Origin of the sequence: uncultured Brevundimonas sp. (assembly GCF_947305955.1) — a bacterium.
GTDB lineage: Bacteria > Pseudomonadota > Alphaproteobacteria > Caulobacterales > Caulobacteraceae > Brevundimonas.
On sequence record NZ_CAMZFB010000033.1, the window covers coordinates 1 to 13696 of the forward strand.

The 13696-nt window shown below is 57.4% G+C and carries 9 protein-coding genes, 1 tRNA gene and 1 pseudogene; 4 read left to right on the plus strand and 7 right to left on the minus strand.

Features of this window, described 5'->3' with window-relative positions; translation table 11 throughout:
- The first annotated feature begins 369 nt into the window (after window positions 1–369).
- From Q0Y42_RS09360 to Q0Y42_RS09370, 3 genes are all read left to right on the plus strand, one after another.
- Window positions 370–3789 (plus strand): DNA methyltransferase, encoded by a 3420-nt coding sequence (locus tag Q0Y42_RS09360; protein ID WP_297802864.1) that lies wholly within the window; start codon window positions 370–372, stop codon window positions 3787–3789.
- Between the two features lie 138 nt (window positions 3790–3927).
- Window positions 3928–5010, plus strand: coding sequence for an ATP-binding protein (locus Q0Y42_RS09365; RefSeq protein WP_297802867.1), 1083 nt, complete (start codon window positions 3928–3930; stop codon window positions 5008–5010).
- Window positions 4913–7369, plus strand: a complete 2457-nt coding sequence (locus Q0Y42_RS09370; RefSeq protein WP_297802872.1) for a S8 family peptidase — start codon at window positions 4913–4915, stop codon at window positions 7367–7369. The genes Q0Y42_RS09365 and Q0Y42_RS09370 overlap by 98 nt, the downstream gene beginning before the upstream one ends.
- 28 nt (window positions 7370–7397) lie before the next feature.
- Here the strand turns inward: Q0Y42_RS09370 and Q0Y42_RS09375 are convergent, their stop codons facing one another.
- The 7 genes and pseudogenes from Q0Y42_RS09375 to Q0Y42_RS09405 form a co-directional block, all read right to left on the minus strand.
- On the minus strand, window positions 7398–9257 hold the full coding sequence (locus tag Q0Y42_RS09375; protein ID WP_297802876.1) for a type IV secretory system conjugative DNA transfer family protein: 1860 nt from the start codon (window positions 9255–9257) through the stop codon (window positions 7398–7400).
- A 108-nt stretch (window positions 9258–9365) separates the two neighbouring features.
- Complete coding sequence (locus Q0Y42_RS09380; RefSeq protein WP_297802880.1) at window positions 9366–9692, minus strand: hypothetical protein; 327 nt, start codon at window positions 9690–9692, stop codon at window positions 9366–9368.
- 48 nt (window positions 9693–9740) lie between these two features.
- Entirely contained in the window at window positions 9741–10262 is a 522-nt protein-coding gene (locus Q0Y42_RS09385; protein WP_297802883.1) for a hypothetical protein, read from the minus strand.
- A gap of 22 nt (window positions 10263–10284) precedes the next feature.
- Window positions 10285–11013, minus strand: a pseudogene (locus Q0Y42_RS14060) (relaxase/mobilization nuclease domain-containing protein); the annotation flags it as partial.
- Window positions 11007–11258, minus strand: a complete 252-nt coding sequence (locus Q0Y42_RS09395) for a MobC family plasmid mobilization relaxosome protein (RefSeq protein ID WP_297802890.1) — start codon at window positions 11256–11258, stop codon at window positions 11007–11009. The gene Q0Y42_RS09395 and the pseudogene Q0Y42_RS14060, both read right to left, overlap by 7 nt.
- 236 nt (window positions 11259–11494) lie before the next feature.
- Window positions 11495–12502 carry a hypothetical protein gene (locus tag Q0Y42_RS09400; protein WP_297802892.1) on the minus strand — a complete coding sequence of 336 codons (1008 nt, stop codon included), beginning with the start codon at window positions 12500–12502 and terminating at the stop codon, window positions 11495–11497.
- A 160-nt stretch (window positions 12503–12662) separates the two neighbouring features.
- Window positions 12663–12738, minus strand: a tRNA-Ile gene (locus Q0Y42_RS09405).
- A 206-nt stretch (window positions 12739–12944) separates the two neighbouring features.
- Here Q0Y42_RS09405 and Q0Y42_RS09410 point away from each other — a divergent pair.
- Window positions 12945–13682 (plus strand): SIMPL domain-containing protein, encoded by a 738-nt coding sequence (locus Q0Y42_RS09410; protein ID WP_297802894.1) that lies wholly within the window; start codon window positions 12945–12947, stop codon window positions 13680–13682.
- Window positions 13683–13696 lie beyond the last annotated feature (14 nt).

Consider the following 13696-nt stretch of genomic DNA (forward strand, 5'->3'; position numbering starts at 1 on the left):
GACACACCCCCGTTGGTGCTGGTTTGCCCGTGGGCTTGAAGGTCCACTCTGTTAGTGGGAGGGGGGGTGGCGACGGCCGCGGGCTGGGTTTCTACCGGGCGCACTTTTGTCCTTGCTGGTATTCTCTGAAGTGCATCGGTTTATTGAACTTGAGACGTAATGCGGTGGCTAGGAACGTCTGCTTGTCGGTTGCCAGGATTCAAAAAGTAGGCGTTGCCGACTGGGATGTAGCTTGGCCTGTAGCTGCTGTTTTAGTTTTCAGAGGCTAGATGGCGTTTTGATTATGCTCGGTTAATCTGGCGGATACAAACTACTGGATGGGGGCGCGCACCCCTGTGTTTTTCTAGCCATATAGGCAGCGGGGCGGTCTTGGATATTAAAGATTTTATCGAACGCTGGAGTCATGCGCGCGGCGGAGCTGAACGCGCTAACTATCAGATGTTTTTAACGGAGCTCTGCGAGGCGCTGGACCTTCCTCGGCCTGACCCGGCTAGCGACGACACGCGCTCTAACGACTACGTTTTTGAGCGGGGGGTGAAGCGGCGAGAGTCTGAGGGGCTTGCCGCCACCTTACGCATAGACCTTTACAAGCGCGGCTGTTTTATCCTTGAGGCTAAACAATCGCGCGTCGCTCATCGTGAGGACCAGCTTCGCCTGTTTTCCGATGCCGATACCCATTCTACAGCTGCCAGCGAAGGCCGCTGGGATGTGTTGATGCGAAACGCTCGGCGCCAGGCCGAGGACTACGTCTTTCGGTTACCCGCTGACCATCCAGCCCCTCCCTTCATCATAGTCTGTGATGTGGGCTATGTGTTTGAGATCTATGCCGACTTCTCGGGTTCGGGGCGTGCTTACTCGCACTTCCCCGACCGCAAGGGCTTCCGTATCCGGCTGGACGACTTGCGCGACCCAGAAATCGTCGCCCGTCTGAGAGCGATCTGGGCCGATCCGCATTCATTGGACCCGACGCGCGAGTCTGCTCGTGTTACGCGCCAGATTGCCGAACGCCTAGCCGCCGTCTCGCGCCGGCTGGAGCGCAACCACCCACCGGAAGAAGTTGCGCATTTCCTAATGCGCTGCATCTTCACTATGTTTGCCGAGGACGTGGACCTGCTGCCAAAGGGCAAGTTTACTCAACTGCTGACCGATTGCTTGGATGATCCCGATAGCTTCGCTCCGCTGTTGCGCGATCTGTGGAAACGGATGGACGACCCAGTCTACGACAACCGTTTCTTCTCTGGCTTCAGGACGCATCTACGCCATTTCAATGGTGGCCTTTTCCACGATCCGAGCGCTTTTGAGATGACGCGCGAAGAGATCGGGGAGTTGTTAGCCGCGTCAAAACATGACTGGCGCTATGTCGAACCCGCCATCTTTGGCACTCTGGTCGAACAGGCTCTGGACCCGTCCGAACGACGCAAACTGGGTGCTCACTATACGCCTCGATCATATGTCGAGCGTTTGGTCGAGGTTACGGTAATGGAGCCGCTGCGTGCTGACTGGAACGCCGCACTTGTCAAGGCAGCTGATGCCAAAGAGCGCGGTGATGAAGTGGCTGAGCAGGAGTCTGACCCAAGGCGGAAGCAGATATTGAAGGAGGCGGCTCGTGACGCTGCAGCCAATGTGGTGCGCGAGTTTCACCAAACCCTCTGTTCAACGCGAGTGCTTGATCCGGCCTGTGGCACTGGCAATTTTCTCTACGTATCACTGGAGCTGATGAAGCGGCTTGAGGGAGAGGTTCTGGAAGCCCTAGCCGAGCTTGGTCAACCAGAGGGTTTCGGCAGGCAAGTGGATCCTCACCAGTTTTTGGGCATCGAGTTGAATGTCCGCGCTGCCGCCATTGCCGAACTGGTGCTATGGATTGGCTATCTGCAACAGCACTATCGGAATAGCCGCGAACACCCCGCCGAGCCGATCCTCAAGGCGTTCGACAATATTGAGCAGAAGGACGCGGTGCTGACCTGGGACGGCTATCCCGAGTTGCAGTTCGAGATGGTCGAGGGCGAGGCGGTCCAAGTCTATCCGAACGCGCGGTGCCCAGATTGGCCGGAGGCGGAGTTCATCGTCGGGAATCCGCCGTTTATCGGCAACAAGCGCATGAATGATCAGTTGTCCGAGCGCTATGTTCAGGCGCTGCGGAAGGCTTGGTCTAACGTCACTGAGTCTGCAGACTTCGTGATGTATTGGTGGGCTAAGTCTGCTGATTTGGCGGCTGCCAATCATGTGCGGCGGTTTGGCCTTGTGACCACTAATTCAATCACGATGGCGTTCAATCGCTCCGTTATTGAAGACCGTCTGAATGCAAAACGACCAATCTCACTAGTCTATGCGATTCCAGATCATCCTTGGACAGAGGGGGATGTCACGGCATCCGTGCGAATAGCCATGACTGTGGGAGCCGCAGGCAAGTTCATGGGGGCGGTGCAGCAAGTAGAAAACAGGAGGCATGGTCAAGTTGGTAGCGATTTGCTCTCACCTGCGTCATTTGGCAAAGTCACGCCGTTTTTGACGACCGGTGCAATGCTTTCGCTGGCGAAGCCGCTTCAAGCTAATCATGGGTTGTCATTTATGGGGGTCATACCGGTTAGTTTGCGCTTTATCCTCTCGTCGATAGAGCGCCAGATGATCGACGATCTCGGATCGCCAGTTCTTCGCTTGTATCTCTCAGGGAAAGACCTAACGAACAACCGCCCCCCACGGGAGATCATCGATTTCTTCGGTTTGTCGGAGGTCGAGGCCAGGCAAGGTCATCCAGCTCTGTTTCAACACGTACTCGAGCACGTAAAACCGTTCCGAGACACAGTTGCGCGAAAGAACCACCGGCAAAATTGGTGGATCTTTGGTGAGGCGCGGCCAGGCATGCGAAAAGCGCTCGCCGATCTTCCCAGATACATCGCGACCACCGAAACATCGAAACACAGGTGGTTTACGTTTCTCGGTTCAGAAATCCTTCCGGATCAAAAGATACGTGTAATCGCGTCAGCGGATGCGTGGCTTCTGGCGTTGTTATCGTCCCGGATTCACGTCCACTGGGCTACAGCGATTGGCGGGCGCGTTGGTAAGGGAAATGATCCAGTCTATAACAACACGCTCTGCTTCGATCCCTTCCCCTTCCCTGATCCGGGGGAGGCTATCCGCGCCCACCTCCGCGACCTCGGTGAGGAACTCGACGCTACGCGCAAGATGGTCCAGGCTGAGCATGCTGACCTGACCCTGACTGGCCTCTACAATGTGCTGGAGAAGGTCCGCGCCGGAACCCCGCTGGATTCCAAGGACGAGGATGTTAAGGCGCGGGGGCGGGTGCTGATCCTGAAGGACTTGCACGACCAAATCGACCGGGCGACAGCCAGCGCCTATGGTTGGCCTCAAGACCTAACCGACGAGCAAACATTGGAACGTCTGGTTGCTCTGAACGCCGAACGCGCGTCGGAGGAGGTCGCCGGCCAAGTCCGCTGGCTGCGCCCCGATTATCAAATCGCTCCCTTCGCCAAGGGCACCGTAGGAAAGACGCGAGAGATGGAGTTGGAAGAAACCGTCATACCCATCAGTGTGAAGGAGCCGAGCGGTCTGTCGGCCTTCCCAAAGGACAAGGGCGAACAGGTCATGGCCATTCGCGCTGTGCTACAACGATCTGGCCATCCGATGGACGCCGCCGCCGTGTCGCGCGCCTTCAAGAACGCCGGCAAGAAGATCGAGCCACGTGTCCATCAGGCCCTTGGAACATTGGTCCGCTACGGTGAAATTACGCCGCTTCCCGACGGCCGCTATGTCGCGCGCCGGGCAGCTTGACCCTTTTTAGAGCGAGGTTTCTGCCATTGATAGTTCTCAAAGCTGGTATTTCTCGCCACTATCGCCATGCCTCCGCCACGCGTAGAGTGCAATCTGGCGATCAACCTCTCATCAAGAACTGATTTGTTAGACTAAGAAATGGCCTCCGCGCAGCAGCTCATTGGACTCATCAAGAGTCACGCAGAAGGGGACGAGACCCGCTTCTTCGACCTCGCTATGCAGCTTGCTGCCGCTGAGGATCAGAAGGGCCATGTCCGTCTTGCAGAGCAACTTCGTGCCTGGGCTGATGCTGGTAAAAGTCCTAGCCGAGCACATTCTTCCCAACCCACGCTGCTCGCGGCACCTCGCGGTGAACTGGGCGAGTTGGTGGGCACCAGCTACCCGGCGACTCGCCTCGCGAGTTTAATTCTTCCCGCTACAATACAAGATGAACTTAGCCATCTTGTCGCGGAGACCCGGCAACGGGATCGGCTGGAAGCGCGTGGGCTGCATCCTCGTCGCCGCGTTCTCTTGTCTGGCCCTCCAGGGACAGGCAAGACTATGACGGCGTCGGCGCTTGCTGGAGAGCTGAAATTTCCTATGTATACCGTGCTGTTGCACGGACTGATTACTAAGTATTTCGGTGAGACGGCCTCTAAGCTCAGAACAATTTTCGATGCGGTGCGCACCAATCGCGGAGTCTATTTGTTTGACGAAATCGACGCGCTGGCAGGATCCAGAACGCGTGGTGATGACGTCGGCGAAGCTCGTCGTATTCTGAATTCTTTTTTGCAGTTTTTAGAAGAAGACCCGGGGCCATCTATTATTGTGGCCACCACCAATGTACCCGAACTGCTCGACTCAGCGATTCTACGTCGGTTTGATGTTGTTCTTCGTTACGAGCTGCCCGATGCCGATGCGATCGAACAAACTGTTCGTCGTCGACTGAACGGCTTTAAAACCGGTCGCATAGCTTGGAAACAATTGGCCGCTGCTGCAGGCGGATTGTCTACGGCAGATCTTGTTAGAGGCACTGAAGATGCTGCGCGTCGTGCTGTGTTGTCGGGCCTCGATACCATCTCTACTCCTGCGCTCCTCGATGCTTTCGAACGCCGAAGGACGTTGCAGCTAATCGGCGATACGAATGGCTCCACGCGACAAATCTCACATCCTAGTGCCAATAACGGGGACGGCCAAAAAGTTCCGCCCCACCGGCGCGGGCAGCGGGCGCCGTCCAAGTAATGTCCCTGATCGTGGGCAACATGCAGCCGACATTCTTGACGCGCTTCAGGAGCTGAGACCGGCTGAAGGGCGAGCTGGTGTCTATATCGAACTCACTGGGCGCCCCAACGAGCCGATAGACTCTGAAAAGTTCAACAAATCTGGGCTCAAGCTTCTCAACGTACATAAGACTGATGACGAACTTGCCGGCCAAGGAGAACTGGTGTTCTTCGCCACGGCAGCCGCGCTGACCACCCTTGAGAGAAAAGTTGAAGCGTTTCGTGACAAAGAGACGCGCAAGGGAAAACCTCAAAACGCGGATCTTGTGCAAAGCATTGGTCGGTTGCAGCCGGCTCGGTTACGTTCGCTGTGGCGGGGGCCGCGGGACGCCTTTCCGGCACAAGCAAATGCTGTCGTTGACTGGGAAGTTTGGCTCACTGCCGATCAAACTCAAGCGTTCGAAGTCGCAGCAGCAGCGGCCAATCTACATGTCGCCGCCGACCGTCTCTATTTTCCCGAACAGACGGTGATTAGGGTCACTGCTTCCAGAAACGCTCTAGCTGAGTTGATACGCAGTACTCCTGCTATGGTTACTGCTTTGGCGAAACCCGCTGCGACAGCTGACTTCTTCGACTCTTTGCCTGTAGAAGAGCAGCCCCTGTGGGGTGCGGAATTGCTTGAGCGAACGGCTTTCTGCGATCCTGCTGATAATCCTGTACATGTGACCCTGATGGACACAGGGGTGACGCTTGGTCACCCCCTGCTCGATCCCGCGTTAGCACCTGAAGACCGATTTGTCGCGAAATTGGGGTGGGGGCCTGAAGATGTCATGGGGCACGGATCGGGTATGGCGGGGCTAGCCGTTTATGGCGATTTGACCACAGCGCTTGAGACCGCCGCTGTAATAGATATTCCGCACAGGCTTGAATCTGTTAAGATTATACCGGACGCAGGTATTAATCCGCATCATCTGCTCGGTGCCGTCACACGCGATGGCATCGATGCAGCCGAGGTGTCGGCGGAGCGCCGCCGGGTTTTCGTTCTCGCGACTAGCACATCAGATGACCATCCTCACGATGGAGCGCCGACCTCTTGGTCTACAGAACTTGATCAGTTGGCTTCCGGGAGGTCGGGCCTACAGACCCATCCTCGTCTCATAGTGACAAGTGCCGGGAACGTACCGCCACGACTGCATATGACGGCGAATTATCACGCAGTATGCGACCATCATGATCAAGAGATCGAAGCGCCTGGGCAAGCGTGGAATGCGATCACAGTTGGAGCCTATACCGACAAGGCTGTAATCGACCCTAGCGTGGGCGCGCCTTTGGCAAGAGCTGGAGATCTCTCGCCTTATAGCAAGACGGCGTCTTGGGCTTCTGTCTGGCCGTTGAAGCCAGATTTTGTACTGGAAGGCGGAAATCTTCTGATGGATAGATTCCCCCCTGCCTATGCCCATCACGACCTTTGCTTGTTGTCGACATCGAATACTCCAACTGGCCAACAGTTCGCGACAATCGAGGCAACTAGCGCAGCAACTGCACTAGCAGGCCGCTTAGCCGCAATGACTTGGTCGCTCTATCCGACGCGGTGGCCGGAAACGATCCGCGCTCTATTGGTAGCGTCTGCCAGGTGGACCGCGCCAATGAGGGCGCATTTGCCTCAGAATCCGAACAAAGGGCACTATGAACCGCTGTTTCAGAGATATGGTTACGGCGTACCCGATTTAACGCGCGCAGCTAAATCAGCAGATGATGCCGTCACCCTTATTGTCGAGGACACCATCGTACCGTATGCGCCGAGCACTACTGGTGGGCAGGCCGTTCACAACCAAATTAAGATGCATGCACTACCTTGGCCTGTGGAGCGGCTGCGTGAGTTGGGCGCGCGCGAGGTGACTCTGCGCGTAACATTGTCGACATTCATCGAGCCTAATCCAGCTGAGGCGGCACGTGGTCGTAAGCTGCAGTATGGATCTCATGGCCTTCGCTTCAAGCTTAAACGCGCCGATGAAACTGATGCCCAGTTCGAAACTCGGATCAATAGAGCTGCAGCAGCAGAGGATGAGGGCCTCGATTTGCCGCAGATGGGTGGTGATCAAGATGGATGGCGGTTTGGATCGCGACGTCGCGATGTCGGGTCCGTTCATCGCGATGAGATCATCTGCGCTGCAAGCGATCTAGCGAGGCGTTCACTAATGGCCGTCCATCCTGTTGGAGGGTGGTGGAAGTCCAAACTGCGCCGAGGCGATGAACCGAAGACTGCCCGTTACAGTCTTGTGATTGAGATTGATGCCGAGGGGGCTGATGTGGACCTGTATACGGAAATCCAAATCGCTCTAGCGGCACAAATCGCGGCTCAACTTGCCGTCGAAATTTGATGAAGCATATTGCTATTTGTAGTGATCGTTAGGCTCGCCGTGTGGGATTGGCGTCGAGCTTGGTTAGGTAGGACGGGTGGGTATGTGAGACCAGCGCAGTAAGGCGCAGTGGAGGCTTCGAGCCTATGAGGCACAGCATCTCATCGGCAGGCATCGCAAGGATCTGGTCAGCTGTCAGGAGGCGTTGTCTTTGCTCGCTAGTGGATACGCGTCGCTTCTCACCTAGTTTGGTGGGGGCTTGTATTGAGCGGGTTATGACAGTTCGCTCGCCAAGCGCGGTTGCCGCCCATTCGGCCGTGTTGGTTTCTAGGCGGCCTAGTCCGAAGATGCGGCTGGTGACGCAAGAACCTAAGAGGCTGTCAGTGTCGCTTTTGCCGTAGACTGCTTCGATCTGACCTTTGTCTTGGGTGATAAAGACGGCCTCGATTCCGGAACCTGCTGCGACGTTTGCGATGTCGAGAAGTTTTTCCATCCGCCCCATTCGCACGAACTCATCCATAACCAAAAGAATTCGCTTTTCTGCGATGCGATGGCCGTCCTGTCGGACCACTGTGCCTAAAACAATGTTGATCAGCAGGCGCATGAAGACAGCCTGAGCACCGAGCTGATCGAGCGGCACGGCGATGAAGATGTCGATCTTGTCGTCGAGGAGGTCATCAAAGTTCGTGTTCGACCGCGACAGGAACGAGCGCATTTCATCAGAGCGCGCCCATTCGAACGCTTTCTTGACGGTCGTCATAACCGCACCGCGCTCGTTTTCGCCGGCGGAGAGTAGAGCTGCCGCTGCCTGGGCTGGCCGCATTCCGAACCGTTTGGGAGCGTTAGACCACGCCTGAAGTCGCTCTGTGAGTCCTGCTGAGAGTAGGCTGTCCATTACCGTGACGAGGTTTCGGTCGGTAGCTATATGTTGTGTCACAACCACTTCGATAGTGGCGGCGATCATCTGGCGGGCCATTTCCGAGAAGTGATTGGCTGCACCGTGCTCAGGGCGCACCAAGCCTTCCGCGAGTACGTCGATGTCGCGCACCAAGTGGGTGTCTCGAACATAGTCGAGCGGGTTGAAACCATCTCTTGCAGGCTCGATCACCCCGAATGGGTTGAGTACGACCACGCGGCGACCTAGCCCAGCGCGCCAACGGCGGGTCACGGCGAAGTTCTCACCCTTAACATCTAGACAGACGATAGGCCCGTCATGGTCGATGATCGCGGGGATGACTACGGATACGCCCTTGCCTGCGCGGGTGCCTGCGATTGCTAGGTGATGCCCGCCGCGCCAGCCCTTGGCGGGGCTGGGCTCATACCGCAGCAGGGTTCCATTCTTGATACCGAGGGGGAGGCCGACGGGGCGACTTTTTAAGTAGCGAAGCTGACCGCCTTCCATCCAGCGTGCGGACCAAGGGCCTGATTTGGAAACCCGATCTTGTAAGGCTGCGGCTCTGTAGGCGATGAGCCCGAAACCTATTCCCACCAGAGGAGGGATCCCTAGCCATAGGCTCGTTTGATAGGCCGTCTCGGAAGCTTGAAGATGGCTTCTGAAGAATGCTGATCCGGCTGTGAAGCTAGCGAACGGATCTGCACCATGGGCCTTCGAGTTTTGGACAACCTGCCAAGAGACCTTAGTCAGATCGTAGAAAGGGCTGAGGGCTAGGCAGCTCCAAGCCAACGCCGCCAAGGCAGTACCGAGATAGCAGGCCTTACGAGCGGTGTTAGATAGCCCGCCTGAAAGTAATAAGAGGGCAAAACACGCTCCTACGGACGAGAACGCCTTGGGCGTGCTTGCATGAAAGTAAGGCCAGACGTGCGGGAGATACACGGCCAAGATAGGTCCGAGCACCAATGTGGTGACGATGAAGGCTAGTCGCGTGCCTGAGATACCGAAGACGTTCATAATGCTTCCCATAGGAGGCGCACGTGATCGCTCAGCGCGACCGGTCTGCGCTGCGGTTAAGGGTTTGAGTAGGGCGGGTTGCTTGAGGTGCGCCTGAGCGCCTTGAGCCTAAGTCGTGCGCGATTTCAGAACCAGCAGGGCTTCTCTCAAAGCCTCGTCCGTCTCGATTAGAGCCTGCCCCAAGCTCGCGGGACCACTCAAGGTGACGGCTAAACTGGCGAAGGCGTCGACCAATTTGATCTGAGACCTCAGTAGCAAGCCGCAGCATTCTTCCAATGCGGTCAGTCGCTCGCTGATCTGTCCGGTCGAGCGTCGCTCCAGCTCGGCGAACTGTGTCGCCGATGTTTCTGAGGCCATCGTCAACCGCTCGACGTAGCCGAGCAATTCTCTCTCCAGTCCAGTCAACGGGGAGGATCTGGAGTCGGCGATGTCCATCTTTTGGGCTTTCAGGGGCTTTGGTTTCTGGGGTGAGTAGCGATTGGCCTAGTGCGCGGTTGTCGGCCGCATGCAGGCGACCGTTCGTCCTTGCAACTTGCAAGTCGCGAGGTTCAGCTTGGTTTGATCCACGATCAGCATCTCGCCTGCTGGTGTCTGATAAGTCGTGATCCCTGCTCGAAAGAGGGCGTTCTCTTCCGAGCTTCTGATCATTGCCTGTGCCCAGAACCAACTCACAGCGAAGCTGATGGCGATCAGCAGGATCAGCGAGATTGTGAACAGCCATGGTCCGATGCGCGTCAGCTGTCGGATTAAGTTCAGGTCTGCGCGCATCGTCGCTGTGATCCCACTGATGGCCCTGCGGTTCGCGAGCACGAGGTTGGCCATATCGGCCTCGATTGTACTCAGCGCGTTGCTGCTCAAATGCTCGCAATCGGTTTTGAAGTTCGTCAGGATCGAGTTGAGCAAGGCGTTGGCCTTCGCCTCGAAGTCCTTGTTCTGCGTTGCGGTCTCGTTCGTTTGAGCGTTCAAGCGCTCGCTCAGCGGCTTCCGTTCTGGTCCAATCTTCACGGAAAATATCTCCCCTTAATCGAAGGCGCACATTTGTCTCGGCGTCGAATGCGGTGATGTAGTCCTTGCCTGCTCGCGGGATTTGAAAGCCAGCTTCCATCAATGCGCTGACCATGCTGGGCCTGTCTTGGACAGTTCCGGCAGTAATGCGGTCGAGTAGCCAGTCATGGATGACCTCGCGGGCCTGACCGCGCCGCGCCAGTTCAATCAGGCTGACCACGTCGCGAGCCCGCGCGGGATCTTCGGGATCGGCCCAGCCGTGGTGCTTGTTCTCGACATCTCGAAGGGCGTCGAAAGCTTTTTGGTAGCCAGGAGGCGCGATATTGAGGCTGCGTCCGCTGGACAACTCCATTCTCGGCGTCACGAAGTGGAGTTCAACGCGGTCCTCATGGGTGTGTCGTACCCACAGGATATCCCATTGATCCCGTTCCAAACCAGCGAATGCTAAGCGCTCAAAGGCATCCATGACCTCGGCCTGCTGACGCTCGGTTGGCGCGTCCTCCCGCGTGAATGACAGAACGCCGGAACGGTAGGTCCATTGGTGATGGCAAGCGTCGATCTCAGCTTCGACTAGAGTTGGATTGCCTCGCAGGACCTCGGGTAGCGGGTCTCGAGCAATCATCATTGCTCGTCCCGTGTCGTCCCGCAGAACGTCACGATTTTCGCTGTAGGCGACAACTTCGCGGGCGATCAGATAGCCGACTGGTCCTGCGCCCGACCCCTGGCCGTTTTTGAAGAACTTGATCAGCATGGGGGCTGATCTGATGTGGTCGGGGCAGTTAGTGTCGTCATAGCCCGTTCGATGGCGACAAGCTTGGTCGCCACAACGAGTGCGTCGATATCCGTGTGCGATCCGGTTGCATTGGCGATATTCAGCCAGCGGGCAATCTGATTGAGGTTACCGCCAATCCGTCCGAGTTCGCGCAGCAATGCGGGATCTGCTTTGGGCATGGGACGGCGACGGCGCGTATCCACCAAGCCTAAGGCTTCGCGCATCAGGGTGGAGATGCTTACGCCTGCGTCGTGGGCCCGAGTGACAAGATGAGCTTTTTCGGTAGGCGTGCATCGAAAGACTACCGATGAGCCTAGTGTAGGAAGTCCGACGTTGCTGCCATTCGGCGGAGCGTCGCCACTCGACTGTGAGGGGTTCGAAGGGGAGGCTTGCCGCCCCTCGCAAGGCTCCGTGTCGTAAGACGCGGGTCGCCTTGCTCTGTACTTACGAGCGAACCCAGTCATTGAACGTCTCGCGATTTAGCTGGGCCGCTGTGGTTGGGAGTACTGTCCTTTGCTGGCCAACGGGTACGGCGCAGCAGATAGCCAAGTGCGGCCTGCTTTGCCCAAATAGCTGGTGGCACGGACTTACGACCCTCTACCTCCCAAGCGTCCCATTCGGGTGTCGAGGGCAAGATCCTGAAGTAGCCATCTGATGTGAACTCTGGTGCACCCTCGAATTCAGCGAACTTGCGCTGACGAAGGTAGGGGATCATCACTGCGGGCTCGCCTCGATGGGCTGAGATGGAGCGATAGGTGCTGGCGAAATCTATCGCGGCCTTCCGATCTGATAGAGGCAGTTGCAAGAACAGCTTTTGCGCCAGCCCACGTTCCCTTGGTTGCTCGCTCTCGGGCCATTCGTTCCAGAGCTTTGAGAAATTCCAATCCCCCCAACCCTTCTCGGTCACAGCCTCGCGAGGTGTGAGCTTGGGGGAGGGTAGGGGGGCTTCAGTGGTTTGTTTCTTTCCGTCTTTAGTAAGGTCCCTCTTTTCGGGATCCCGTTTTTGGGGACGCGGTGACGGGACCGTTTCCCTAAAATCGGGACGCGGTGAATCGGGGGCCTGCTTCGTGCTCGAAGAGGTGCGTATTTCATGGATCGGAGAGGTTGCCCGTAGCTCAGCGATGAAGGCTTCTGGGGCCGGATGGGGCTCGTCGAACACATAATAGGTGATGCGATTGAAACGACCGTTATCGGCAATCTCGTTGATGGCAATTATGTAGGCAGAAGCTTTTAACTCCTTGATGACCTCATAGGCTTTGTTGCGGCCACACTGCTTTTCCGTGGTTCCGAGGAAGCGTCGAATGTCGTTGACCTGAAGCTTCCAGTCCTCGGGCTTGGACAGCAGATATATCATTGTCAGCCTAGCTTCGGGGCTGAGCGACAGATTGTTGATTAGAGAATTTGAGATCGCGGTATAGCGAACGTTTGGTCGGCCCCGCCGCACCAGGGTGGTGGAGTTTTCACTCATGCCGCACCTCGGCAATCACCATTGGGGGCTGCCACGCAAGCGCCGGAAAATGCGTAGAAAAACCCGTATCGTTGGGTGATGTGTTGGGTGGCAGTCTTTGCAGGAAATCGGAGGGGGATCCGACCTGTCCTTAAGTTACTGATATCGCTTAAGGAAGATGTGGTAGGCGTGGAGGGACTCGAACCCCCAACCAGACCGTTATGAGCGGTCGGCTCTAACCATTGAGCTACACGCCCCCGAAGCATGCTTTCGCAGGGAAGCCGTGCCTAGCAGCAGTCGCGCCGACTGAGAAGAGGGATCGCGGCCGAAACATGTCGTCTGGATGAACGAACCCTGTCATCCATCCGTTGTGACTGTTCACCGCAAGGGTGCCATACCGCTCGCGAAACGGGCATTGCGCGAACGGTGATGTGCCCTTGTGAAACCAGATGGAGACATCCCGATGACCCGACTTTCCCGTGCATTGATGGCCGGTTCCGCACTGGCTCTGGCCGTGGTGCCGGTTATGGCTTCCCCTGCGATGGCGCAGGATCAACCTGTGAGGACCAGCGTGGAACAGGCACAGCCCTCTCTCAATCTGTCGGCAACGGGCCGCGTCAAGGTGGCGCCGGATCAGGCGACGCTGAACTTCGGTGTCATGACCGAGGCCGCCACCGCTCAGGAAGCCATGCAGACCAACGCCACCCAGATGACGCGCGTGGTCGAGGCGCTGCGCCGTGCGGGTATCGACCAGCGCGACATCCAGACCTCGGGTCTCAACCTGTCGGCCCAGTACGACTATCAGGAAAACCAGTCGCCGCGCCTTCGCGGCTATCAGGCCGTGAACCGCGTGACCGTGGTCATCCGTGACCTGTCCAAGACCGGCCGCACGGCCGATGCGGTGGTCGCTGCTGGCGTGAACCAGATCGATGGCATCAGTTTCGGCCTGCAAAACCCGGGTGCAGCCGAGGATCAGGCGCGTCGTCTGGCCGTGCAAGCGCTTCAGGCCAAGGCCGCCCTCTATGCCGAAGCTCTGGGCCGTCCGCTGGGCAGCATCCGCAACCTGACCGAGGGTGGCGGCTATCGTCCTGCCCCGCAGATGGCCATGTACGCCCGCGCCGCTTCGGCAGACGCGACGCCTGTCGAGGCCGGTGAGCTGGAAGTCAGCATCGACATCACCGGCGTTTACGACCTGCGCTAAGGCTCCAGATTACG

Bases quoted from the DNA above. Each gene is read 5' to 3' on its own strand.
- Q0Y42_RS09400 (WP_297802892.1), bottom strand. From the start codon at position 12,502: ATGAGTGAAAACTCCACCACCCTGGTGCGGCGGGGCCGACCAAACGTT.
- Q0Y42_RS09365 (WP_297802867.1), top strand. From the start codon at position 3,928: ATGGCCTCCGCGCAGCAGCTCATTGGACTCATCAAGAGTCACGCAGAA.
- Q0Y42_RS09410 (WP_297802894.1), top strand. From the start codon at position 12,945: ATGACCCGACTTTCCCGTGCATTGATGGCCGGTTCCGCACTGGCTCTG.
- Q0Y42_RS09395 (WP_297802890.1), bottom strand. From the start codon at position 11,258: ATGCGCGAAGCCTTAGGCTTGGTGGATACGCGCCGTCGCCGTCCCATG.
- Q0Y42_RS09370 (WP_297802872.1), top strand. From the start codon at position 4,913: ATGGCTCCACGCGACAAATCTCACATCCTAGTGCCAATAACGGGGACG.
- Q0Y42_RS09375 (WP_297802876.1), bottom strand. From the start codon at position 9,257: ATGAACGTCTTCGGTATCTCAGGCACGCGACTAGCCTTCATCGTCACC.
- Q0Y42_RS09380 (WP_297802880.1), bottom strand. From the start codon at position 9,692: ATGGACATCGCCGACTCCAGATCCTCCCCGTTGACTGGACTGGAGAGA.